This window comes from Marinobacter manganoxydans MnI7-9 (assembly GCF_000235625.1).
Classification (GTDB): domain Bacteria; phylum Pseudomonadota; class Gammaproteobacteria; order Pseudomonadales; family Oleiphilaceae; genus Marinobacter; species Marinobacter manganoxydans.
Map to the genome: position 1 here is coordinate 360,733 of NZ_AGTR01000085.1, position 24,330 is coordinate 385,062.

The 24,330-nt window shown below is 58.8% G+C and carries 22 protein-coding genes; 12 read left to right on the plus strand and 10 right to left on the minus strand.

Annotated elements, in window-relative coordinates; translation table 11 throughout:
* Positions 1-2 precede the first annotated feature (2 nt).
* On the plus strand, positions 3-2,936 hold the full coding sequence (locus tag KYE_RS20225) for a diguanylate cyclase (protein WP_008177206.1): 2,934 nt from the start codon (positions 3-5) through the stop codon (positions 2,934-2,936).
* Between the two features lie 4 nt (positions 2,937-2,940).
* Here KYE_RS20225 and KYE_RS20230 read toward each other — a convergent pair whose 3' ends face one another.
* From KYE_RS20230 to KYE_RS20250, 5 genes are all read right to left on the minus strand, one after another.
* On the minus strand, positions 2,941-3,381 hold the full coding sequence (locus tag KYE_RS20230; RefSeq protein ID WP_008177208.1) for a universal stress protein: 441 nt from the start codon (positions 3,379-3,381) through the stop codon (positions 2,941-2,943).
* Between the two features lie 38 nt (positions 3,382-3,419).
* The gene (locus KYE_RS20235; RefSeq protein WP_039882165.1) at positions 3,420-4,703 is read right to left on the minus strand and encodes a TRAP transporter large permease; all 1,284 of its coding nucleotides are present in this window, start codon (positions 4,701-4,703) and stop codon (positions 3,420-3,422) included.
* Between the two features lie 35 nt (positions 4,704-4,738).
* Complete coding sequence (locus KYE_RS20240) at positions 4,739-5,332, minus strand: TRAP transporter small permease (protein WP_008177210.1); 594 nt, start codon at positions 5,330-5,332, stop codon at positions 4,739-4,741.
* Positions 5,333-5,440: 108 nt separating this feature from the next.
* Complete coding sequence (gene dctP, locus KYE_RS20245) at positions 5,441-6,469, minus strand: TRAP transporter substrate-binding protein DctP (protein ID WP_008177212.1); 1,029 nt, start codon at positions 6,467-6,469, stop codon at positions 5,441-5,443.
* 141 nt (positions 6,470-6,610) lie between these two features.
* The gene (locus KYE_RS20250) at positions 6,611-7,150 is read right to left on the minus strand and encodes a YqiA/YcfP family alpha/beta fold hydrolase (protein ID WP_227497894.1); all 540 of its coding nucleotides are present in this window, start codon (positions 7,148-7,150) and stop codon (positions 6,611-6,613) included.
* 140 nt (positions 7,151-7,290) lie between these two features.
* Between KYE_RS20250 and KYE_RS20255 the strand changes: the two genes are divergently transcribed.
* A complete protein-coding gene (locus KYE_RS20255; protein ID WP_008177216.1) occupies positions 7,291-7,842 on the plus strand; it encodes a glutathione peroxidase in 552 nt (183 codons plus the stop codon).
* Here KYE_RS20255 and KYE_RS20260 read toward each other — a convergent pair.
* Positions 7,839-8,846 carry an LLM class flavin-dependent oxidoreductase gene (locus KYE_RS20260; RefSeq protein ID WP_008177218.1) on the minus strand — a complete coding sequence of 336 codons (1,008 nt, stop codon included), beginning with the start codon at positions 8,844-8,846 and terminating at the stop codon, positions 7,839-7,841. The two genes, KYE_RS20255 and KYE_RS20260, sit on opposite strands and share 4 nt — an antisense overlap.
* 85 nt (positions 8,847-8,931) lie before the next feature.
* Positions 8,932-9,588, minus strand: a complete 657-nt coding sequence (locus KYE_RS20265; protein WP_008177220.1) for a metallophosphatase domain-containing protein — start codon at positions 9,586-9,588, stop codon at positions 8,932-8,934.
* 70 nt (positions 9,589-9,658) lie between these two features.
* On the opposite strand from KYE_RS20265, the gene KYE_RS21585 reads away from it, so the two are divergent.
* The 5 genes from KYE_RS21585 to KYE_RS20290 all read left to right on the plus strand — a co-directional run bounded on the left by KYE_RS21585 (position 9,659) and on the right by KYE_RS20290 (position 14,522).
* Positions 9,659-10,525 (plus strand): hypothetical protein, encoded by an 867-nt coding sequence (locus KYE_RS21585; protein WP_039882166.1) that lies wholly within the window; start codon positions 9,659-9,661, stop codon positions 10,523-10,525.
* Between the two features lie 69 nt (positions 10,526-10,594).
* Positions 10,595-11,995: an ethanolamine ammonia-lyase subunit EutB gene (locus KYE_RS20275; RefSeq protein WP_008177224.1), complete on the plus strand. Its 1,401-nt coding sequence runs from the start codon at positions 10,595-10,597 to the stop codon at positions 11,993-11,995.
* Positions 11,992-12,822, plus strand: a complete 831-nt coding sequence (gene eutC, locus KYE_RS20280) for an ethanolamine ammonia-lyase subunit EutC (protein ID WP_008177226.1) — start codon at positions 11,992-11,994, stop codon at positions 12,820-12,822. The genes KYE_RS20275 and eutC overlap by 4 nt, the downstream gene beginning before the upstream one ends.
* A gap of 37 nt (positions 12,823-12,859) precedes the next feature.
* Positions 12,860-13,615 carry a putative 4-mercaptohistidine N1-methyltransferase gene (locus KYE_RS20285; RefSeq protein ID WP_008177228.1) on the plus strand — a complete coding sequence of 252 codons (756 nt, stop codon included), beginning with the start codon at positions 12,860-12,862 and terminating at the stop codon, positions 13,613-13,615.
* 166 nt (positions 13,616-13,781) lie between these two features.
* Positions 13,782-14,522 (plus strand): ParA family protein, encoded by a 741-nt coding sequence (locus tag KYE_RS20290; protein WP_008177229.1) that lies wholly within the window; start codon positions 13,782-13,784, stop codon positions 14,520-14,522.
* 18 nt (positions 14,523-14,540) lie between these two features.
* Here KYE_RS20290 and KYE_RS20295 read toward each other — a convergent pair whose 3' ends face one another.
* Positions 14,541-15,317, minus strand: a complete 777-nt coding sequence (locus KYE_RS20295) for an FCD domain-containing protein (RefSeq protein WP_008177230.1) — start codon at positions 15,315-15,317, stop codon at positions 14,541-14,543.
* 217 nt (positions 15,318-15,534) lie between these two features.
* Between KYE_RS20295 and KYE_RS20300 the strand changes: the two genes are divergently transcribed.
* Genes KYE_RS20300 through KYE_RS20315 form a run of 4 tightly spaced genes read left to right on the plus strand, consistent with a single transcriptional unit; the run spans position 15,535 to position 21,303 of the window.
* A complete protein-coding gene (locus KYE_RS20300) occupies positions 15,535-16,374 on the plus strand; it encodes a (Fe-S)-binding protein (protein ID WP_008177233.1) in 840 nt (279 codons plus the stop codon).
* Positions 16,371-17,822, plus strand: coding sequence for a LutB/LldF family L-lactate oxidation iron-sulfur protein (locus KYE_RS20305; RefSeq protein ID WP_008177235.1), 1,452 nt, complete (start codon positions 16,371-16,373; stop codon positions 17,820-17,822). Before KYE_RS20300 ends, KYE_RS20305 begins: the two co-directional genes overlap by 4 nt.
* Positions 17,819-18,490, plus strand: coding sequence for a LutC/YkgG family protein (locus KYE_RS20310; protein WP_008177237.1), 672 nt, complete (start codon positions 17,819-17,821; stop codon positions 18,488-18,490). The genes KYE_RS20305 and KYE_RS20310 overlap by 4 nt, the downstream gene beginning before the upstream one ends.
* On the plus strand, positions 18,487-21,303 hold the full coding sequence (locus KYE_RS20315) for an FAD-binding and (Fe-S)-binding domain-containing protein (protein ID WP_008177239.1): 2,817 nt from the start codon (positions 18,487-18,489) through the stop codon (positions 21,301-21,303). The genes KYE_RS20310 and KYE_RS20315 overlap by 4 nt, the downstream gene beginning before the upstream one ends.
* A gap of 3 nt (positions 21,304-21,306) precedes the next feature.
* On the opposite strand, the gene nfsA is transcribed toward KYE_RS20315, so the two are convergent.
* Positions 21,307-22,044, minus strand: a complete 738-nt coding sequence (gene nfsA / locus KYE_RS20320) for an oxygen-insensitive NADPH nitroreductase (RefSeq protein ID WP_008177241.1) — start codon at positions 22,042-22,044, stop codon at positions 21,307-21,309.
* A gap of 141 nt (positions 22,045-22,185) precedes the next feature.
* Here nfsA and KYE_RS20325 point away from each other — a divergent pair, with 141 nt between their 5' ends.
* Complete coding sequence (locus KYE_RS20325; protein WP_008177242.1) at positions 22,186-23,376, plus strand: sensor domain-containing diguanylate cyclase; 1,191 nt, start codon at positions 22,186-22,188, stop codon at positions 23,374-23,376.
* On the opposite strand, the gene KYE_RS20330 is transcribed toward KYE_RS20325, so the two are convergent.
* Positions 23,356-24,150 (minus strand): enoyl-CoA hydratase/isomerase family protein, encoded by a 795-nt coding sequence (locus tag KYE_RS20330; protein WP_008177244.1) that lies wholly within the window; start codon positions 24,148-24,150, stop codon positions 23,356-23,358. The two genes, KYE_RS20325 and KYE_RS20330, sit on opposite strands and share 21 nt — an antisense overlap.
* Between the last annotated feature and the right edge of the window lie 180 nt (positions 24,151-24,330).

Genomic DNA, 24,330 nt, shown 5'->3' on the forward strand with positions numbered 1-24,330 from the left:
TCATGATTCGTTCGGTTCCCCGCTCCCGGCTCTTCGATAGCCTCTATCTGGCCTATCTGGTGGCATTTTTCGTGTATCTGGCCTTGCCCCTGCTGGTCACAGCCGTGTTTGCCTTCAACGATGCGCCTTTTCCGTCGCTGCCATGGAAAGGCTTTACCCTGGACTGGTATTTCGCCGATGGCAGTGAGGGCCGCACCGGGCTTTTCCACGACGATGGCCTGCTCACAGCGCTCTGGGTCAGTGCCAAGATTGCCTTCTGGGTGACTCTGGTGAGCGTCGCCCTGGGGTGTGTTAATGCGGTGCTGTTTGAGCGGGTACAGTTCCGGGGCAAGGAGTTCCTGTACCTGCTCATGTTGCTGCCGCTAGTGATTCCCGGGGTCATTCTGGGGGTATCCATTCTGGTGTTCTACAGTGGTATGGCCAATGATGTTTCATCGGCCTGGGGTATCGAGCTGGATCTTTTCCGGCCGGGTATGACCCTGGTGGTGGTGGGGCAGGTCACTTTCATCGCGACTCTGAGCACTCTGGTGATCGCGGCCCGCCTGCGCAAGTTTGATCCCCAGCTGGAAGAAGCCGCCCTGAACCTGGGCGCCACGCCCCTGCTGGCATGGTTTACCGTGACCCTGCCCTGGCTATTGCCGTCTATTTTCGGGGCCGCCGCCATGGCTTTCCTGATGTCATTTATAAGCCTGCTGCGCCTCTCAAGTGTGCTGCTCCTGGTTTTCCTTATGCCCGCGTTGGCCAACGGTGCATCGCAGCCGGTAACTCAGGGTTGGGAATACCGCTGGGGCGACTCTCCGTTTACCTCCGAAGGTGTTCCCCAGTGGGTGTTGCAGGATGCGCCGGAAAAGTGGACCAGCATTGGCTTCCCGTCCAACCCTCCTGGCCGCGAAGGTCGTGAAAACGTCTGGTTCAGGGTGACTTTGCCCGCAGGGGAGTGGCAGGAGCCCGTTCTTTATATCTTCAGTGTCGATCTGATCGTGCAGGTCTGGGTCGACGGCGAGAAAATCTACCAGTATGGAGAGTTCGACGCCGAGGGTCGTGGCCGCTTTGAGGGCTGGCCTTGGCATGAAATCTTCCTGCCTGAGGGGTATGAGGGCAAGCCCGTATACTTCCGTGTGTTCTCCAACTACACAGACATTGGGCTGTGGGGGGAAGTCTCCATCATGGACCACCCGGATCTGGTGTTGTACATCCTCAAGAATTCCCTGGAAGCCCTGGTGATTGCAGGCTTCGCTACCCTGATTGCGCTGCTGGCGATCATTTTTGCGTTACTCCAGACGGAAAAGAAGACGTTTGCCAGTATTTCACTGTTCACCCTCGCTTCGGCTCTGATGCTGGTATCAGAAAGCCAGGCCAGTCTGCTGATTGCCTATCAGCCGTTGATGTGGGATTACCTGGCCGCCGGTTCCTACTACATGCTGCCGGTAGCGCTGGCGCTTCTGCTCGAACAATGGCTGACAAATCATCGCCCCTGGTTAATCAACCTGATCTGGAAGGTTCATCTGGTGTATCTCGTCGGTGCATTGCTCGGCGCGCTTGCTGGCGTGTTTGATCTGTCCTCGACATTCCCGCCATTCGATGCCCTGTTCCTTGTTTCTCTGGTTATCATTTTTGCCGTGGTGCTGCGTCGTATCCGTCGGATGTTGCGGGAACAACAGATATTGCTACTGGCCTTTGGCATTTTCTGTGGCTTGCTGATTGTAGATATGGCAGTTGCCCACGGGGTACTGCCCTGGGGACGGGTGCCGGTTAGCTGGGGTATGCTCCTGTTCTCACTGGCCGTGGTGGTTATCTCTCTGTGGCACTATGCGGGAACCCAGGAAGCGCTGAAGCGGTTGAACGTGTCTCTGGAGGAAAAGGTGGCTGAACGTACCGCCAAAGCAGAGGCACTGGCCCGGCGTGAGCAGGCACGGGTCCGGATGCTGACCTTCGAAAACGAGAAAAACAGGATTCTGGGCGACGTTCTTACCGAACTCCAGGACTGTCTGGGCCTGAAGCAGGCGTTCGGTCTGCTTGTACGGGCGCTCCCGGATATCTGCAGCCCACTGAAAGGCGCCTTCTATCAAAGGGGGTCAAGCGACCGGTACGATCGCGTCGCTGTCTGGGGATTCAGCCGCCCGGTCCCTCTGCCGGTGTTGCTGGACGCCCGCAAAGGTCTGCCGGAACCCTCCAGGCTGCCGCAACTGAGACAGTGGCATGGCGCCGAAGGGGTGGATAGAGAAGTCGAGAGTGCCACGCTTTGCTTCTGGGTGAATGTGGAGTCAGCCAGCGCGGGTAACGTCACTGAAGGCATTCTGCTGCTGGAGGGGGATGGCGTTTTCGATAACGCAGAGAGCGAGTATGGTTCGGCCCGTCTTTTAGCGGCACTGGATCAGGCCATTCAGAGAATCAGTATTACTCTCTCCAGCATTGCTCTTCGGGAAGAGTTGCAGAAGTTTTCGTACGAGGATGGACTAACCGGGCTTAAAAACCGCCGCTACTTTGATCAGCTTTTCGAGCATGAGAGCGCTGTTGCACAGCGCAACGATCTTCCGCTGTCGCTGTTGATCATCGATATCGATCACTTCAAGAAGTTCAACGATACTTACGGTCATGAAGCTGGAGATAATGCCCTGAAAATAGTTGCGGGTATTCTCCAGAAACAGTTCCGTGAGAGTGATCTTGTTTGCCGCTATGGCGGTGAAGAGTTCGTGGTGGTGATGCCGGGAGCCACATCAGAAGCGGCAATGGATAAGGCAAGCCAGCTCAGTAGCGCAGTGAGGGACGTGGCGATCATTCATCGGGAGAAAGATCTTGGCGCACTGACAGTCTCGGTGGGTGTTGCCAGTTGGCCGGAAAGTGGCGAGAAACCGTTGCAGATTCTGACCCTGGCCGACAGGGCGCTCTACCGCGCCAAGGAAGCCGGCCGTAACAGGGTCGAAGTTTTTGGTTAGACGGTTAAACCACAAGAACCGGGCATTTCGCGTGAGATGCTACCCGATGCGAAACACTGCCCAGAAACAGGCCATCCTTGTCACTGTGCGTACCCTTGGTACCGATGACGATCAGATCCACCCCTTTGTCCTTGGCAAAATCGACAATGACCTTCGAAGGCTTGCCTGCTTTAACGAAGCCTCTGACGTTTTTGCCGCCGCGCTCCGCAGCCAGTTGTTTCGCGTGATTCACCACGTCCTTGGCGTACTCTGAAAGCACTTTATCCGGGATGTCCATTTCAGCCGGCCGTCCGATCGACAGGGATGCCTCAAAGAGGCTGTGATGCTTGTACACGCAAAGCAGGTAGATCTCTGCATCCGTCAGTTCTTGCAGCTCAATAGCCTTGCTCAAGGCCTCAAAGGAGGTCATTGAACCGTCTACTGCCACCAGAATCCGTTTGAACATGTCGCTCTCCTTTGTATTCACCCTCCAGGGTGGTCAGATCACCTGAAGGCCAGGTCGCGCAGGAACAATGCTATTTGCGGGAACGCAATCAAAAGCCCGGCAGCAGCTATCAGCATGAATACGAACGGCGGCGTGCCCCGAATAACCTCCAGATAGGGGCGCTTGAAAATCGCGATGGCAGTGAAGATGTCACAGCCGAACGGCGGTGTCGCCGAGCCGATGGCCACCTGCAGGGTGATCAGCACACCGACCAGGACCGGGTCCAGGCCTGAAGCCTGGATTGCTGGCGCGAAGATTGGTGTAAGCACCAGAATCACCACGATCGGATCCACGAACATGCAGGCAATAAAGAAGGCGACACAGATGGTAATCATCACGCCAACCGGTCCCATGTCGCTGATCCCGACTGAATCCAGAATCGCCTGGGGAATCTGGGCAAAGGATATAATCCAGGAGAAGCCAGTGCCCACGGCGACCAGGATAAACACGACTGCGGTAATCAGGCCGGTGGACTTTGCAATCCGGTAGATGTCAGCAAGCTTCAGTGATCGGAACACCACGAATTCCAGCAGGAAAGCGTAGAGCACGCAAACGGCCGCCGCCTCTGTCGGGCTGAAGATGCCACCGTAGATCCCGCCGACGATAATGACCGGGAAGAACAGCGGCCATAAGGCCTCCCGCATGGCCACGGCTCGCTGGCCCCAGGTGGACTTCTCCTCGGTGGGAAGCTTGTTGATATGGGCGTAGATCAGGCAATAGATCGAAAACATGAACAGAATCATGATGCCTGGCCCAATACCGGCAATGAACAGTTCCGCAATGGAGGTCTCGGAGATAACCCCGTAGATGATGAAACCGATGCTGGGCGGAATCAAAAAGGCGATGTCGCTGGAGTTGATAATCAGTGCCAGCGAAAACGAATCCGAATAGCCGGCTTTCAGCAGTTTTGGCCGCAGGGGGGAGCCAACAGCCACGACCGTGGCCTGGGTAGACCCGGACACAGCACCGAACAGGGTACAGGACGTGGCGGTACTGATGGCCAGACCGCCTTTTACGTGGCCGATGAACGCCATGACCATGTTGATCAGCCGGTCAGCGGATTGACCGCGGGTCATGATGTCCGCTGCCAGAATGAACATTGGGACCGCAATCAGCGAGGCGGGCCGGATACCGCCCATCATCTGCTGGACGAAGGTGCCCATCTGGCCGAAGCCATCAAACATCATTACAAAACCGACCACCGCACCTGTGATCAGCGGAACCATCATCGGGAAGCCCAGCAGCAGCAACCCGATCATGATCAACATCATTATAGTTGCCATGATTTCCTATCCTTCCTTAACGTCAGCTGCAGGGTTCATACTTCCGATTCTGTATCCGCGTAGCCGTCGACAACCCCAGTGGAAAGATAAACATCCTTGCTGGTGAAGTTCTTGATGGCCGTCAGGAGGTACTGAATACCTGTAATGGCAAAACCGATCGGGACCCAGATATAAATCCACCAGATCTCAAAGCCCAGTGCGGGCAGAATACGCCCACGACTGTAAAGGGTTTCGATGTATCCGAAGGAGTGGTAGCAAAGAAAGAACATCACAAGAGACGTGAACAGGGCGATGATGATCATCAAGACCTTGCGGCCCTTGACTGGCAGTGCGTCGTAGATTGCGGACATCCGGATGTGCCTGCCGTGGCGGGCTGCATAGCCGATGCCGGCAAAGGTGATGAGTATAATCAGGATCCGGTTGATTTCACCTGAGAAAAAGAGGCCTTCACCGAATACATACCGCGCAATGACATTCACACAGGTATTGATTGCCATCAGGATGACGCCAGCGGCCAGCATGAACGCCTCGACCTTGGCAATGATTTCATCGATGGTCCCCAGAAATCCGGGCAGGCCGGACTCGTAGGTGCCGGTGTCGTCTTCAAGATCCGGGGAATTCTCGGACATGGGGTCTGCTCCAGAGCATGTCGCTCCCTGCCGGTAGGGAATCCCCGGCGGGGCGGGGTTAGCACAGCTGCCCGCCGGCCGGAGCCGGCGGGAGTGGTTCCTCTAGTCTTAGTTGTTCTGAACTGCTTCCAGGTCTGCTTTGAACTGGTCCAGCAGTTCTTTGCCACTGTCGCCAGTCATTTCGATGAACTTCTCTTCCACCTGGGGCGCACGGGCCTTGAAGGCTTCGATCTGTTCGTCGTTCAGACGGGTGACGGTGACTTCATCGCTGGCTTTCTGGATCTTGGCCAGGGCTTCGTCTGCCAGACCGTCGATGTGCACAATGATTTCTTCAAAGGCAAAGTCTGCAGCGTCCTGAACCAGTTTCTTGTCGGCGTCAGACAGGCCATTATAGAAATCCTGGTTGGCCATCATGGCAGTGGTGAACCAGCCGTGCTTGGTGAAGACCAGGTTCGGGGACACTTCATAAAGACCGCCGGACTCGATCCAGAAGATCGGGTTTTCCTGCCCCTGGATCATGTTGGTCTGCAGCGCACCATAGACTTCACCCCAGGGCAGCGGGGTCGGTGTCGCGCCGAAGGCAGAATAGGTTTCTGACAGAAGCGGGTTGGTCATGACCCGGATCTTCTTGTTGTTGAAGTCCTCGGGCTGGGTGACCGGCTCATCAACCGTTACAACCATTTCCCCTTCCGGATACATCTTGAGAAGCTCCAGACCCTTCTCTGCGTAAAGCTCCGGGAAGTCTTCATTGATGGCTTTACTGGTGCGAAAGAATTCGATCACCGTATCCATGTCGGTCGGCATCAGGTAAGGAATAAAGAAGATCTGCGCTTCCGGAATCAGGGAGCCTGTAAAGCCGGGCGACTGGTTAACAAAGTTCAGGATGCCTGCCTGGGTCTGCTCCATGATGTCGTCAGACTCACCCAGCTCGCCGAAACGGTATACCTGCAGGGTGTGGTCAGAGTTATCCTCAATGTATTCCTTGAACTTGTATGCGAATACGTCCTGAACGTCGCCTTCGTACTCTTCGTGCGCATAGCGCCAGTTAGCGGCGTTTACCGAGTTCGCCATGGTCATCGCAGCGAATGCGAACGCTGAAATTCCGGCCAGTTTCTTGAACTTACTCATGCTGCTCATCGGGTTTTCTCCGTTCGTTTTTTTGCTGAAATTTATTGTTACATTAATAAAGACTGGCAAAACAAAGTGGTTTTCGCAAGAAAATGGCCAAAACAATCGTTTCAGCAGAGATGGTTTTGACCGTTTCGTAAGTTCATGAAATCACGGTCGATTCATATCTGAAAGGCAGGTTTGAAGGAATTCGCGGAACTCACTGACGACCCGATCAAGACTGTTTTCCAGTCGGTGCCCATCCGGCAGGACAAGAATCGGAAGGCCCTGATCACGGGCCAGATCAAGCACCGGCGCTACCGGTACCACGTCGTCATCCCAACCATGAATGATCTGACGGTGGTCCGCCTGGATCAGCGGGCTGGATTGGGGATACCGGGCCATCGCCAGGGCTGGCGCCAGCATGAAGCATCCCAGAACAGGCGTTTCCGAGGATGTCTGTGCGCAGACCCAGCCCCCCATGCTCGAACCGGCAAGGATGGTGTTTTCCGGCTTGGCATTGCATTCAGCCATTGCCTCGCGCATCTGGGCCAGCCGTGTCGCTGGATCCCGGGTGCTGCTGTGATCAATCGCGTGGGCCTGAATGCCCGGAAATGTTTCCGCCTCGGCTTTCATGGCCTGGATCTTGGTGCTGCCGGGTCCGCTCTCCAGGCCGTGGGAAAGGAAGACGTGGATCGGGGTGTCTGTCATGATGAATGTTGCTCCGGTGCTGAACGCTTTAATCACCTGAATGATGAGCAGCAGGGCCTGCTCTGTCCACCTTGCTGGCTGAGCCATCGGTCCGGTTGCGGCGTATAAGAGAAACCTAGTTGAACAGGGAATCCGGATCCATGAAACAGGTAAAACGAGGTCTGATAATCACCGCTTTGATTTTCGGTCTATCAGGAACGCAGGTAGCCATGGCGGACAGTTGTCCGGCGTTTCTCGATCATGAACAACGCAAGCTTCACTCAACAGACACGGTAAACCTCTGTGATCTCGCGGCTGGCAAACCCATGCTGGTGGTCAACACCGCCAGCCGTTGCGGATACACAGGGCAGTTCGAGGGGCTCGAGGCCCTGCACAAACAGTATTCGGAGAAAGGGCTGATTGTGGTCGGCTTCGCCAGCGACGATTTCCGGCAGGAGGCAGATTCCGAAGCCGAGGCGGCCACCGTTTGCTTCAAGAACTTCGGAGTGACCTTCACCATGATCGCACCGGGAGCGGTGACCGGAGCCGAGGCCAACCCGGTGTTCCGGGCCATCAACGAGCAGAGCCAACCCCCGCGCTGGAACTTCACCAAGTATGTGATTGATCGTTCCGGCACGGTCGTCGACTCCTTTCCGAGCCGGGTGCGCCCACAGGATCCGGAGCTGATTGACGCGGTGGAATCCGTGCTTTAGGACAATGCCAGCCCGGCATTTCTGGTTTGGGCCAGGATGTCGAGCGCATGCCGGCGCGTCTCTGGGTCGTAGATATCCACCGTGAACATCAGTTCCTCGACCTCAATGTCCGAGAGAATGTGTCGCAGCTGTCTCCCGATGGTTTCGGCATCGCCAAGCAGTTGCAGACCCAGAAAATCCTTCACACTGGCTTTCTCGCCCGCGTTCCAGAGCCCGTCCATGCTGTTTACAGGCGGTTTCATCCACAGCGGTTGTCCGCGGAAGAGGGCGAGAATGCGCTGATAGCTGGTGGTAGCCAGAAACTCTGCCTCCTGAACGGAATCGGCCGGAACGGCTGGCAGGGCAAGCATGGCATAGGGCTGTTCAAGCGTTTCCGAGGGCTGGAAGTTGTCGCGGTAGACTCTGAGCGCTTCCCTGTAGAGCCGGGGTGCGAAATGTCCGGCGAAGGCATAGGGCAGACCGCGCATGGCGGCCAGCTGGGCGCTGTAAAGGCTTGATCCCAGCAGCCAGAGCGGCACATTGGTGCCCGCGCCGGGAATGGCCCTCACGGGCTGCCCTGGCTGCAGGGGGCCAAGCAGGGACTGAAGCCGGGCGACATCCTCAGGAAACTGTTCAGCACCCAGGCCGTCGCGCCTCAGGGCCCGCGCGGTCACCGGGTCAGTGCCCGGCGCGCGGCCCAGTCCAAGGTCAATCCGCCCCGGGTACAGACTCTCGAGTGTTCCGAATTGCTCGGCAATGACCAGTGGCGGGTGGTTGGGCAGCATGACACCACCGGAACCGACCCGAATAGACTTCGTTTTGCCTGCGATGTGTCCGATCAGGACAGACGTCGCGGAGCTGCTGATGCCTTCCATGTTGTGATGCTCGGCCAGCCAGAAGCGCTTGAAACCGAGTTTCTCGGCCCGTTGGGCATAGGCCACGCTGTTGGCAAGCGTGGTGCCTACCGAGTCGCCTTCGCGGACGGAGGCCAGTTCGAGCAGCGAGTAATCAGGACAGTCAGGCATGGAGCTCCCGCAGTAAAAGTGGAATTCGAGAGATAGAAAACATGGTGTCTGCCGGCGCCTGTTTCAAGATAAGCCGCGAACGGTGCTACAGATCGATCACAATCGGCGGGTTCAGCGGTTTGAAACTGCCGTTACAGGTGCTGGCGTTTACGCACAGGCAATCGCCAATCTGTTCTTCGCCGTGGCCTTCGTGAATATGGCCAAAGATATGGAGTTTCAGGGACAGTCTGGCGATTCGCTCGGCCAGGGCCTCACAGCCAGGGCGCACGATGCCAGAGGGAGACTCGATTCGGTCGAGAATACCCGCGGGAGGCCCGTGGGTGATAAGGACATCGGTGTCTCCGGGGATGCGGGCCCAGCGCTCGGCAATGGCATCGCCCCGTTCCAGATTGAATGCCCAGTTGAAGAACACTGGCGTCCATGGGCTGCCCCAGAACTTCAGGCCGGCAAGCTCCAACGGGCTGTCCTGCAAATAATGAGCGTTACGCACCAGTTCCCGGGCCTCTGCCGGTTCGTCCTGGAAACACCAGTCGTGGTTTCCGGCAATCAGTATCTTGTTGGTATGGGGCAGCTCCGAGAACCACTGGTCCAGATCCTCGAGTTCGTCCAGTGTGCCAACCCCGAGGGAATCCCCGGCGTGAATCAGCAGGTCGCCGTCCGGAACCTGGATCTGGCGGTGCATGCTGTGGGTGTCGGAGATGCAGACAATTCTCATGGTGTTGGCGGTTCCGGTCAGTGACATTCGCGCATTTTTGTTTTGTCTAAGATAGCATTTACCGCCCGTTCAGCCTTCATGCTTTTCGAGTAATGCCATGCGATTGATACTCAGCCGAAAAGGATTTGATTCTTCTGCCGGTGGATGTCCCAGCCCGGTCCTGCCGGATGGCTCGCTGTGCGTTTTGCCTATTCCTGATACCCGGTCCCGAATCCGCTATGACGATGTGGTTTTCGACAAACGCAGGCTCGGCAAGATTGCCCGGGATCTCACCGGTGGCCGAATCCGGGGTAGTCACGGTGCCCACCTGGATCCGGATCTGATAGCGGGTGCCTACCCCCGTGGAGAAGGCTGGCGACCTCTGCTGGGTCAGACTGGCTCAGCCCAGGGACACCTTCGCAATCAGGGAGTTGAGCCGGGAGATCTGTTTCTGTTCTTCGGCGTTTTTCGCCACGCCGAAATGCATAACCGGCGCTGGCGGTTTGTACCCGGATCCCGTCCGTTCCATGCCCTTTGGGGTTGGCTCCATATTGACCAGGTTCATACTGTTGACGAACTGGGTCCGGATGCCCTGCCATGGGCCCGGTATCATCCGCACCTCCACGGCGAGCCGGATCCAGGCAATACGCTCTACACGTCCTCACTGTCGTTTCCATTGGCAGGCGGCGCAGAGGTTTGGTCCGGCAGTGGCGTGTTTCCGAAGCTTCGCGAGGACCTGGTCCTGACCGCCCCGCAGAGCCGCCTGCCCACGCGGTGGCGCCTGCCCGCCGGGTTTTATCCCGGCGATAAACGGCCTCCCCTGAGCTATCACACCAGGCCGGACAGGTGGTGCCTGGAACCGCCCTGGTGCTATCTGTCTTGTGCTGCCAGGGGGCAGGAATTCGTGCTCGATCTCGACGCTTATCCCGAGCTGACGGACTGGCTCACGGGATTGCTCAGAACAGGGTCGCCCACCGAAAACTAACCGTGCTATTGATCTGCCCGGGTGATATTCACCTAAGATAGTAGGAGTTTGAACCTCAGGGAGAGGGCAATGTATCGGTACAGTCTGGGAAACCGGCGATGGCAGTTTGCAACGCTGGCAGAGTTAATGGCGAAGGCAACGCCCGCGCGCTCCGGTGACCGGCTGGCCGGCGTCATCGCCCATACCGCCGAGGAAAGGGTGGTGGCCCAGATGGCTCTGGCCGAGTTGCCCCTGAAGACCTTTCTGACTGAAGCCCTCGTACCCTACGAGCAGGATGAGGTTACCCGGTTGATTCTCGACGATCACGATGTCGGGGCCTTTGAGCCGGTTTCCCACCTGACCGTGGGCGACTTCCGGAACTGGTTGCTGAGCGATCTGGCCACGCCCGAGATGCTGGTGCGTATCCGCGCCGGGATAACTCCTGAGATGGCGGCGGCTGTGTGCAAAATCATGCGCAACCAGGACCTGATTCTGGTCGCGCAGAAATGCCGGGTGCAAACCGCCTTCCGGAGCACCGTCGGCCTGCCGGGGCGGATGTCGACGCGGCTCCAGCCCAATCATCCCACGGATGATATAACAGGCATCGCCGCCAGCATCCTGGACGGGTTGCTGTATGGCAGCGGCGATGCGGTGATCGGAATTAATCCTGCCACGGACAACGTGGCCCAGAGTGTCCGGCTGCTCCAGTTGATGGATGAGGTAATCCGCAAGCACGAGATTCCCACCCAGTCCTGCGTACTGACCCATGTAACCAATACCCTGGAAGCCATCCAGAACCGGGCTCCGGTGGATCTGGTGTTCCAGTCCATTGGCGGCACCGAAGCCACGAACAGGAGTTTCGGATTTGATCTGGCCACCCTGGCCGAGGCCCGGGACGCAGCGCTGTCTCTTAACCGCGGCACGGTGGGTAACAACGTGATGTACTTCGAAACCGGCCAGGGCAGCTCGCTGTCGGCCGATGCCCATCACGGTGTCGATCAGCAGACCTGCGAGGCCAGGGCGTACGCCGTGGCCCGCAAATTCGAGCCGCTTCTGGTGAATACCGTGGTCGGGTTTATCGGGCCGGAATACCTGTATGACGGCAAGGAGATCACGCGGGCCGGCCTGGAGGACCATTTTTGTGGCAAGTTGCTGGGCCTGCCAATGGGGTGTGATATTTGCTACACCAATCATGCCGAGGCCGATCAGAACGACATGGACAACCTGCTGACCCTATTGGGCGTGGCCGGCTGTAACTTCATCATGGGCATACCCGGCTCTGACGACATCATGCTGAACTATCAGACCACCTCGTTTCACGATGCCCTTTACGTTCGCCGGGTGCTCGACAAACGGCCGGCGCCTGAATTCGAACAGTGGCTCACCCGCATGCAGATTTTCCAGGATGGCGAGGGCAAGGTGCCCGCAGACGGGTTACCAGAAGCCTTCCGGCAAAGCCTGGCCAGTTTGCCCGGAGGGGTCGGATCATGACTGGCCATAAGCCATCAGTAATCGCCAATCCCTGGCGCCGGCTCTCGGCCTGGACCGATGCCCGGATTGGTCTTGGCCGGGCCGGCATCAGTCTGCCCACGCATGAGATGCTGGCGTTTCAGCTCGCTCATGCCCAGGCACGGGATGCGGTCCATCTACCACTGGATACTTCGAGGTTGATGAAGGACCTGGCCGAACTGACCGAGCGGAGAAAAGCGTTATTGCCCCATGAGCCGGTTCATCTGCAAAGTCAGGCCAGCGACCGGATAACCTACCTGCAACGCCCGGATCTCGGGCGCAGGCTCAGCCAGAAATCCTGTGAGGCGCTGGACCGCCAGGGCCACACCGGTGATTCACCGGTCGACCTGGCTCTCGTGGTCGCAGACGGCTTGTCCTCCTATGGCGTACAGGAAAACGCCGTGGGGTTTCTCGAGGCGCTGCTGGCGAATCTTGAGGCCGATGATCAGACCTGGGAACTGGCGCCCCTGATCGTTGTCTCTCAGGGACGGGTTGCGATTGGTGATGATGTCGGTAACCGGCTTAACGCCCGATGTGTTGTGGTGCTGATTGGTGAGCGCCCCGGCCTGAGTTCTCCAGACAGCCTCGGGCTTTACCTGACCTGGGCGCCGGAGCCCGGACTGACTGACGCCAGCCGAAACTGCATATCCAATATCCGCCCGGCGGGGTTGTCGTTCGAAGAGGCGAGCCGACGGCTCGGTTATTTGCTCAGGGAGGCTCGCCGTCAGGAGGTTTCCGGCGTACCTCTCAAGGATCGCTCGGAAGAGACGGTTATTGATCAGGGTATTGGCAACTTCCTGTTACGCTAGATGAAGCCGTTGAACCATTCAGGGTAGGAGAGTTCTCTTGCAGCAAGCCGAGTACTATGAAAACGACACCACACTCGCCCAATACCTGGAATTTCACTTTGGCGAGCGGTGGCACGGAGAGGCCAACTTCCCCAAGGCGCTGGCGGATGCCGCCATGCATGCGATGGATGGCAGGCCCCTGGATCGTGCGCTGGATATTGGTTGTGCCGTGGGCCGCACCAGCCTTGAGTTGGCCCGCCATTTCCGGCACGTGGACGGCATTGATTTTTCCAGGGCGTTCGTCAACAAATGCCAGGAAGTCGCCAGTGACAGAAGGGTGCGTTATGCGCGCCCGGAGGAGGGGGAGCTGGTGACCTTTCAGGACCAGTCTCTTGCGTCCCTCGGGCTGGATGAGGCCGCTGAGCGCGTGTCTTTTCATCAGGGCGACGCCTGCGATCTGCCATCGCAGTTCACGGGGTATGATCTGGTACTCGCAGGCAACCTGATCGACCGGCTGTACCAGCCATCGCTGTTTCTGGAGACCATTCATGAGCGGATTAACGAACTCGGGCTTCTGGTGATTGCCTCACCCTATACCTGGCTGGAAGAGTACACGCCGAGGGAACACTGGGTTGGCGGGTTCAAGAAGAACGGTGAAGATTTCTCGACATTCGACGGCCTCAAGGAGATGTTGGCGCCCCATTTCCGGCTGTTGTTCGAACCCTGGAGCCTGCCGTTTGTCATCAGGGAAACGAGAAACAAGTTCCAGCACAGCTTCTCCGAGCTGACCGTCTGGGAGAAAGTAAGCCAGTAAGGATGCGGGAATTTTGAGGATGGCCTGAAGGCTGTCATCAAACTGTCACCGGAAAAGCATAGCCTGAAAACTCATCAGGACGACATGCATTGTGTTGTGCATCGTGTGAATGCTTTAACCGGGGACTTCCCCGGTTTTTTATGCCTGGATTAAGGGATCTGACAGGATGAGGACCATTGCGTTTTACAGTCTGAAGGGCGGTGTTGGCAAAACCGCCGCCGCCGTGAATATCGCCTATCTGGCCAGCCAGGCAGGCTATCCCACACTGCTCTGGGACCTTGACCCCCAGGGCGCCTCCAGCTGGTATCTGGCGGGGGCTGATGAGGTGAAAGGGCACAAGCTCTCGCACTTACTCAAAGGCAAGACGCCCATCGCCGACTTTATCCATCAGAGTGAATACGAAAACCTCGACTTCATCCCGTCTCACACCAGTTTCCGCAACCTGGATGTAAAGCTGGATCAGGAGGATGGCAGCAACCTGATCAAACAGTGGCTGGCGCCGCTGTCTGAAGAAACCAGTCTCGTGGTACTGGATTGCCCGCCGTCGCTGTCCCGGCTTTCCGAGCAGGTGCTGAAGGCGGCCGACGAGGTGTTCGTGCCGGTGATTCCCACCTGGCTGTCACTTAACAGCTGGAAACAGCTGCAGGAATTCGCCAGGGACAAGAAGCTGAAGCCATCGAAGCTGCACCCGTTCTATTCCATGGCAGACCGCCGGAAGGGCCTGCACCGGGAACTGATCAATGCCCAGGATGAGATTCTGCCCAAGGGCCTGAAGACCATCATCCCGAACGCCAGCGTGGTGGAAAAGATGGGTGAGGAGGGCACGCCGGTGGAACTGTTGGCGCCCGGCTCGGTGGCCGCCGACGCCTACCGCCGGTTGTGGAAGGAGATCAATCGCCTGCTCTGAGGCCCTGATCGCATGCGCTCAGGATCGGGCGAGCTTGTCCCTCCGCAGGGAGCGCTCCAGTCGGCGGTGGCTCTCACTGCGTTCTGAGAGTACTTGCTGAACGTACTGGATGTGCTTGCCGGCCAGTTCCCGGGCTTCCTCGGCCCTGCCTTCAGTGATGGCTTCGTACAGCATCCGGTGCTGTTCCACCAGACCCTGCCGGGTCTCCGCCTCTCTTCGATACATGCCGCCGATGTTGGTAACCACGTTGCTTTTCAGCATGTTGAACAGGTTTCGTATGGTATGCAGGAGAATCACGTTGTGGCTCGCCTCGGCAATCGCCAGGTGGAACCGGGCATCGGCTGCCCCTTCGGCTTCCAGGTCCCGGTTCCTGTCGCTGCCATAGCAGGCTTGCAGTGCCTCGTAAGCGGTTTTCAGGTGAGCCCTGTCGACCTCTGTCGCTCGCAAGGCTGCGTAATAGGCGCAGTCCGCCTCCAGTGTGCGGCGAAATTCCAGCAGATCCCGTTGTGCGTCTGGCCGGTTTTCAAGCAGAGGAATCAGCGGATCGCTGAAACTGCCGCCGAGGGACTCAGTGACATAGTTTCCTCCGCCCTGGCGGCTGATCAGCAGGCCTCTGGCGGTCAGCCGCTGAATGGCCTCCCGCAGGGAAGGGCGGGACACGCCGAACTGCTCCGACAATACCCGTTCCGGGGGCAGCCGCTCGCCCGGTTGCAGGGTGCCTTCCAGAATCATGGTTTCCAGCTGTTCCACAATGGTGTCCGCGAGTCTGCGTGGGGCGATCTGTCCGACGTCCATAAGAACGAATTTCCTGTCCAAGAATTTATTGGTAATACCAATACCATAGTGCGCGATTCAGGCCAAGCCCCGGTGAATCTGCGATGGTTAGACTGAAGTCTGCTGCGGAAAACTTTGACATCAGCAAGCGGTCTCGAATACCTTGGTTATTACTGTGTGTAAATTGGTATTACCAATTTTCAGTTTGTCTGTCTGAGACTGTCTTGAGGCGCAATCAATGAGTCAGCTGTTTTACGATGCCGCTCCCAATGCCACCCGGGTATCGCCCGAGCGGGAAGCCGACCGGCAGTACCCGGAGAAGCCGGAAGCGGTCACTCTGTTCGGTACCTGCGTGGTGGATCTGTTCTTTCCTGAGGCCGGGCTGGATGCCATTCGCCTGCTGGAGCGGGAAGGTGTTCGCGTACATTTCCCCAAGGAGCAGAGCTGTTGCGGGCAGCCCGCCTGGACTTCCGGATATCGGGATGAGGCCAAGGCAGTGGCCCGCGCCCAGCTGGATATCCTCGATCGATCGGGTCTGCCGGTCGTGGTGCCGTCCGGCTCCTGTGCCGGGATGTTCCGGCACCATTACCCGGCGTTGTTTGCCGATGAGCCGGACACGCTCAAGCGGGTAGAAGCGCTCGCCGAGCGCACCTTCGAGCTGACCGAGTTCCTGCTGAAAGTCTGCCGGGTGCAGCTGGCGGACCGGGGCGCGCCCAGCAAGATTGCACTGCACACCTCCTGTTCGGCCCGCCGGGAAATGAACACCCACCTGCACGCCCGCGAGCTCTTGCAGCAGCTTGAAGGTGTCGAACGTATCGATCACGACCATGAAAGCGAATGCTGCGGGTTTGGCGGCACCTTCTCGGTGCGAATGCCGGAAGTTTCAGGAGCCATGGTTAAAGACAAGACCCGTTCACTGATCGACTCCGGCGCGGTTGAAATGGTGACCGCCGACGGCGGCTGCCTGATGAACATCAACGGGTCGCTGGAGAAACAGAAAGAGAGCTTCCGGGGCCGGCACCTGGCCAGTTTCCTCTGGGAGCGCACCAACGGCGACAACGCAGGGGAGGTGGCATGAGTCAGCGTATTCCGGTTACCGAGCTGACCCCGGACTTCCGGGGCCGCGCCGAAGAGGCCCTTGCGGACGGTCAGCTGCGCAACAATTTCCGTGTGGCCATGGACTCGCTGATGACCAAGCGGGCCAACGCCTTTCCAGATGCCGACGAGCGTGAAGGCCTGAGGGAACTGGGTAACCGGATCAAGGCCGGTGCCCTTTCCCGTCTGCCGGATTTGCTGGAGCAGCTTGAACAGAAGCTCACTGAAAACGGTGTCAAGGTCCACTGGGCGGAGACCGTCGAGGAAGCCAACAGCCTGGTGCATGGCATCATCGAAGCCCGCAAGGGCAGCCAGGTGGTGAAAGGCAAGTCCATGGTCAGCGAAGAAATGGAGATGAACGACTACCTGGCGGAGCGGGGCGTCGAATGCCTGGAATCCGACATGGGGGAATACATTGTTCAGCTCGACAACGAAAAGCCCTCCCACATCATTATGCCAGCGATCCACAAGAACGCGCGGCAGGTGTCCAAGCTGTTCCACGACAAACTGGGCGAGCCGGAGACCGAAGACGTTAACCAACTGATCCAGATTGGTCGCCGGACCCTGCGTCGGAAATTCATGGAAGCGGATGTGGGTGTTTCCGGCGTGAACTTCGCCATCGCCGAAACCGGCACCCTGCTGCTGGTGGAAAACGAAGGCAACGGGCGCATGAGCACGACGGCGCCGCCCGTGCACATTGCGGTAACAGGCATTGAAAAAGTGGTTCCGAACCTGAGGGACGTGGTGCCCCTGGTGTCCCTGCTGACCCGCTCGGCCCTTGGCCAGCCCATTACCACCTACGTGAACCTGATTTCCGGCCCCCGCAAGCCCGACGAGCTGGATGGTCCGGAAGAGGTGCACCTGGTGCTGCTGGATAACGGCCGCACCGGCGCTTTTGCCGATGCCCAGATGCGCCAGACCCTGAACTGCATCCGCTGCGGCGCCTGCATGAATCACTGCCCGGTGTATACCCGGGTGGGCGGCCACACCTACGGTGAGGTCTACCCAGGCCCTATTGGCAAGATCATCACGCCGCACATGGCAGGACTGGACAAGGTGCCGGACCATCCCAGTGCTTCCTCTCTGTGCGGAGCCTGCGGCGAGGTCTGTCCGGTCAAGATTCCCATTCCTGAACTTCTGCAGCGCCTACGTCAGGAGAACGTGAAAAACCCGGAGCAAACGCAGCAGGTGAAAGGTGGCGGCGCCAAATATTCCCGGACGGAACGGTGGATCTGGCGTGGTTGGCAGATGCTGAATACCCGGCCGGCGCTGTATCGCAGTTTTCTCTGGGCCGCGACCCGCTTCCGGGCGCTGGCTCCGAAAAAGGCCGGCCCCTGGACCGAGAATCACAGTGCGCCGGTGCCCGCCCGCCGCTCCTTGCATGATCTGGCGGCCCGGCATCTTGACCAGAACGGAGGTCGGCCATCATGAGCGCCCGCGCGAACATCCTTGGCAAATTGAGAAACAGCCTCGCCGGCACGACGCCCCGCCCCGACGAGTTCGACGAGCGGCTGGTTACGGCCCCCTGGCGGTACGCGCCGGAAGACCGGATCGACCGGTTGCGTAGCCTGATGGAAGCGGTCCACACTGAAGTGCATCCGTGCCGGTCTGACAACTGGCCGGAATTGGTGGCCGAACTTCTGAACAAACGCAACCTCACCAACCTGTTGTGCGCCCCGTCGAGAGAACATGGCCGGGCGCTGCAGGCTCACTTCGAGGCCACGGAGCAGAAGGTTGAGTTACTGGCTTATGATCAGCCGGTGGAAGCCTGGAAAGAAGAGTTGTTCTGGAATGTGGAGGCCAGCCTGACCGGCACCCTGGGTGGGATCGCCGCCACCGGCACGCTCGTGCTCTGGCCGGATCGCCACGAACCGCGGCTGATGAGTCTGGTGCCGCCGGTGCACATTGCCCTGCTGAAAGCCAGTGAGATTCATGACAATCTGTATGACATGATGGTGGCTCAGGACTGGGCGGCCGGGCTGCCCACAAATGTATTGCTGGTGTCCGGCCCGTCCAAGACCGCAGACATCGAACAGGTGCTGGCCTACGGTGCCCACGGCCCCCGTGAGCTCATTGTGCTGGTTCTGGAGGATGCATGACTTTTACCCCGGAAGTGTTGGCCGATATCCGGCAACGGATTCCCGAAAACCAGGTTTTTAACGATCCGGTTTCCACCCTTGCGTTCGGAACCGACGCCAGTTTCTACCGCCTGATCCCAAAGGTGGTGGTGCGGGTTCAGGATGAAGCAGAGGTTGTCGATCTCCTGGCCATCGCCCGCCGCCACAAAGTCCCGGTGACCTTCCGGGCCGCCGGTACCAGCCTTTCCGGACAGGCGATCAGTGATTCGATCCTGATCGTTCTGGGCGATCAGTGGAACGGCCACGACATCCGGGAAGAAGGCCGCCAGATTCGTCTGCAACCGGGTGTGATCGGCGCTCAGGCGAATGCCTGGTTAGCACCCAAGGGCTTCAAGATCGGACCGGATCCTGCGTCCATCAACGCCTGCAAGATTGGCGGCATTGTTGCGAACAATGCCAGCGGTATGTGCTGTGGCACCGCCCAGAACAGCTACCACACGCTGGCCGGTATGCGGCTGGTGCTGGCCGACGGGGCAGTGCTGGATACCGAGGATCCGGCAAGCGTTTCGGCGTTTCGCGACAGCCACGGTGATCTGTTGGCGGCCCTGAAAAAGCTGGCTATCAATACCCGGGAGAATCCGGAGCTGGCGGAGCGTATTCGTCATAAATACCGCCTGAAAAACACCACCGGCCTGTCCCTGAACGCCCTGGTGGATTTTACCTGTCCACTCGACATCCTGACGCACCTGATGGTGGGCTCCGAAGGCACGCTGGGTTTCGTCAGCGCGGTAACCTACAACACCGTTCCCGAATACCCTGACAAAGCCACGGCCCTGTTGGTGTTCCGGGATGCGGAGAGCTGCTGCCGGGCAGCGTCGGCGCTGCGCTCACAACCGGTGGCGGCGGTGGAACTGCTGGATCGACGCAGTCTTCGTTCGGTGCAGGACAAGCCGGGCCTGCCGGACTGGATTCATGATCTGTCGGAAAGCGCCTGCGCGCTGCTTGTGGAGACCCGGGCGTCGTCTTCGCAGGTTCTGGATGAGCAGCTGACCCGGATCAGGGCGTGCCTCGCTGAATTCCCGCTGGAGCAGCAGGTGGACTTTACCCGCGACGCCAGAGTGTCTGATCAGCTGTGGGCCATTCGTAAGGGTACCTTCCCTGCCGTGGGGGCAGTCAGACCGAATGGCACCACCGTGATCATCGAGGATGTGACCTTCCCGATTGATCAGCTATCCGAGGGGGTCACCCGCCTCCAGTCGCTGTTCGTGAAGCATGGTTATGACGACGCGATCATCTTTGGCCACGCCCTGGAGGGCAATCTGCACTTCGTGTTCCCCCAGGGCTTCGACGACCCCACGGAAGTCGCTCGCTACGAAGCCTTTATGCAGGATGTGGCACAACTCGTTGCCGTGGAATTCGGCGGTTCTCTGAAAGCGGAACATGGCACCGGTCGCAACATGGCGCCCTTCGTAGAACTGGAATGGGGGCATGATGCCTGGCAGTTGATGTGGCAGATAAAGCGGCTGCTGGACCCGGAGAACCTGCTCAACCCGGATGTGGTGCTCTCGGAAGATCCCCAGATCCACCTCAAGAATCTGAAGCCTCTTCCGGAGGCGGATCCGCTGGTGGACAAGTGCATCGAATGTGGCTTCTGTGAGCCGGTGTGTCCGTCTGAAGGGCTGACACTGTCGCCCCGTCAGCGCATCGTGATCTGGCGGGACATCCAGGCTCGCCGCCGTGCCGGTGACGACACGGCTGAACTGGAGAAGGCCTACCAGTATCACGGTCTGGATACCTGTGCCGCGACCGGTCTCTGTGCCCAGCGATGCCCGGTCGGTATCAATACCGGCGATCTGGTACGCAAGCTGCGCAGTGAAAAGGCCAACGGTCAATCCGTGGCCAATCAGGTGGCAAAGCATTTTGCCGGCGCCTTGAAAGCCACCCGTTTTGTGCTGGCCAGCGCATCAATGGCCGAAAGACTGTTGGGTGCGCCACTGCTGACCCGGCTCAGTGGCGGCGTTCGAAAGGTGTCTGGTGGTCGGGTCGCCCAGTGGGATCCGAGTCTGCCCCAGCCGGTGCGGTTTGTTTCACCGAACGCGCCGGAACCGTCCGATGGCCGGCCCCGGGTGGTGTATCTGGCGGCCTGTGTGTCCCGGACCATGGGCCCGGCGCGGGGCGATAAGGTGCAGGAACCGCTGATCGAAGTGACCCGGCGGCTGCTGGAGAAGGGCGGTTACCAGGTGGTGTATCCGGAGGCCCTGGACAGCCTGTGTTGTGGCCAGCCATTTGCCTCCAAGGGCTATCCGGAGCAGGCGGCGACCAAGAAAGATGAGCTGATTTCGGCGCTGTTGCGGGCCAGCCGGAATGGCGTTGATCCGATCTACTGCGACACCAGCCCCTGCACACTGCAGATCCGCGAAGCCGCCGAAGAAGCCGGCCTGACGCTGTTTGATCCTGTCCGGTTCATTCGGGATCATCTCTACGAGCGTCTGGATTTCGAGCCGGAGCAGACCCCGCTGGCGGTGCACGTCACCTGCAGCACCCAGCACCTGGGGGAGTCGCAGGGACTGATCGATATCGCCAGGCGGTGCAGCACCCAGGTGGTAGTGCCCGAGGGTATCCACTGCTGTGGCTTTGCCGGCGACAAGGGCTTTAACGTGCCCGAGCTGAATGCCCATTCTCTGAAAACTCTGGCAGAGCAGACGGCCGGCTGCGAGGAAGGAATATCCACCAGCCGAACCTGCGAAATCGGGCTCAGCCGGCACAGCGGTATCGACTATCACGGCCTCGTGTATCTGGTTGACCGGGTCACAAGGCCGCGAGCAACTGCCTAGCGGTTATTTCATCTCGAAGCCGCATTTGCGCAGGAAGTCGCGCATGTGTGGTCGCAATTTCGAGGTGAACAGCGGCTTGAGCTGCTCGGACCAGGTCGTGTCCTTGTTGCCACCGGTGCGTTCCCGATAGTACTGGTTCATGGTGCGATCGAACCCGGCGACCAGCTCCTCGTCCCGTGCATCGGAATAGTAATCTTCCCTGAGAATCGCCTCCACCGGCAGGCGTGGCTTCACCTCCGGGTTCTGGTCCGGGTAGCCCAGGCACATACCGAACACCGGATAGACATGTTCGGGAAGCCGGAGAATTTCGCTTATCTCCGCCGGATTGTTGCGTATGCCGCCGATATAGCACAGCCCAAGCCCCTCGGATTCTGCTGCGATGGCCACATTCTGGGCCATCAGACTGGTGTCGATGGTGGCAACCAGAAGTTGCTCAGTCATCCCGCGCACCACTTCGGCCCCGGCCCGTCCGGCGGCATCGGTAGAGCGCCGCATATCGGCACAGAACACCAGAAAGTCCGAGCAATCGGCGATGTAGTCCTGTCCGCCCGCGAGTTCGGCGATTTTCCGGCGGTTGTCCGGATCAATCACGTGAATGATTGAATACGCCTGCACGTGGTTCGAGGTGGCGGCGCACTGGCCGGCGCGGATCAACTCCCGGAGCAGGTCCTCGGGAATTTTCTTGCCGGTAAATTTGCGTATCGAACGATGGGATTTCAGAAGGTCTATGGTCGGATTCATGGGGTCTCGCAGTGAGTGCATGGATGTCGAGTCAATCTGTGACAATTATCATACCAAACGCTACACGGCACGTGCGCAGGCCTGGGCGGGAAGCTGATACCCTGACATATCCCGTTGTATAGCCTGGAACGCTGTGCCTTTATGGATCTGAACATGCACCTGCCAACGCTGCTGGTCACTTCGGTCATGATTAACCTCCTGATCGGCGGCATGCTCTGGGCAATCTACCATCTTCGCCACCGTGAACGTTGTTTCCTGCTCTGGGCACTGGCCTGTCTTACTTTTGTGGCGGGCACGGCGTTAGCGGTAGTTAATGAGATAACCGAAGCGCCCGGGCTCATGCAGTTTACGGTTCATCTGGCGCTTGGCGGGTCTCCCTTGTTGCTCCTCGCAGGGATACATGCCCTGATGCAGTTGCCCATGGCTGGCACCCGAGGTTCCTCCCGTTTTTTGTACGGAGCGTCTCTACTCTATCTGTTCGGTTTGGTTGTGAGTACAGGATGGGATCCGGTGGCTGCCAGATTCCTGACGGCACTGTTCTCCGCACTGGTCTTTAGCCTGGCGATCTATCGTCTGGCTTCCATTGAACGCAAACCGCGGCTGCCGCTGCGGATCCTGCAAACGCTGTTCGGCATCCACGGTACCCTCATGATGGCCCAGGTACTGGTGATTGCGGTCTCCGTGACAGGAAGTGCCCCGCTGGATCTGCACGGGCTGCTGAAACTGATTCTCGTGAACCACCTGTTGCTGGTGAGCGCGACGGCCATGGCGCTTCCGTTGCTGGCATTTACCCGTGCCGAACAGGCCCTGGTCGTGCTGGCAGAGCGGGACGGCCTTACTCAACTGTTCAATCGACGGGCCTTTTACCGGGAGGGTAATCTGGCGTTTGAAAAGGCGCGGGAAGACGGCTCACTGATCACCGTTCTCATGATCGACCTCGATCACTTCAAGCAGATCAACGACCGCTGGGGGCACGCCACCGGCGACGAGGTACTGAGAATTGTGGCGAACCTGATGAAAGCGGAACTCCGGGATGATGACATCATTGGCCGTGTTGGCGGGGAAGAATTTGCGGCCGTGCTTCGTAATAACAACCGCGAGGCGATTGAAGCTGTAACCGGGCGGCTGTTACAGCGCATTGTTGAAGCCGGTCGGGAGGTTGACGGTGTTCCGGTTCATCTGTCGGCAAGCATCGGAGGCGCCTCTCTTGCTCTTGAACATGCTGCCTTCTCTGACGTCATGGCTTCCGCGGACAGGGCGCTTTATCAGGCCAAGCACAATGGCCGCAACCGGGCCGAATTCGTAACGGCGTCAGCAGCCGCGAAACCCTGACGGCCGTTTGGCCAGAAATGCCGACACGCCCTCGGCAAAATCCTCGGTTCGGGTCATTTCAAGGAAGGCCGCGCGCTCTGCCTCCAGGTGGGCGGCCAACCGGTCACCGTTGGCACGATCGATCAGTTGGCGAAAGGCACCGAAGGCCCGAGTCGGTCCCTTGGCGACTTTTTCGATCATCCGGTTCACCCGGCTCTCGAATTCGCTGGCCGGGACGACCTCGTTGACCATTCCCCAGTCTTTTGCTTCGCCGGCATTCAAGGTGCGTCCCAGCAACATCAGCTCCGCCGCGCGACCAGCGCCCAACTTGTGGGCCAGGGCCCAGCTGCCGCCGCAATCCGGAACCGCGCCAATACCATTGTAGGCGACCAGAAATTTCGAGTCTTCCTCGGCGATCACCAGATCGGCCATCAGCGTGAGACTGAGCCCTGCGCCGGCGGCGACGCCCCTGACCGCAGCGATAACCGGTGCGTCCATGCTGCGAAGTAGCAGGATGGCGGGATTGACGGCATCCAGGATCGCGCCTATGGCTTTGCCTGCCTGCTCTGACGTTCCGACCATGCTGGACACGTCTCCTCCGGCCATGAAAGCTCGCCCTGTGCCTGCCAGGACAATGCACCGAACGCCGGAAAGGCTATTGATATGCTCGACTGCCGCAAGAAAGGCCTCCGCGAGGGGGACATTGATGGCGTTCAGGGCTTCGGGGCGATTAAAGGTCAACCTGGCTACCCCTGTTCCGGCATCAAAAGAGGTGGTTACCAGCGTGTCTGTCATGATGAATCGCCCTCCCTGTTCAGCAGGTCTGAAGATCAGAAACCTGCGTAATGATGAGGTATCAGGATAGAGCGGTTTGCCTAATGTTGCCTGAATGGACTACTTTAAATCTGGATCGGGGCTAACCCCGACGACAAGAAAAACAAAAATTACAATCATCTTCGGGCGTGAGATGGGTAT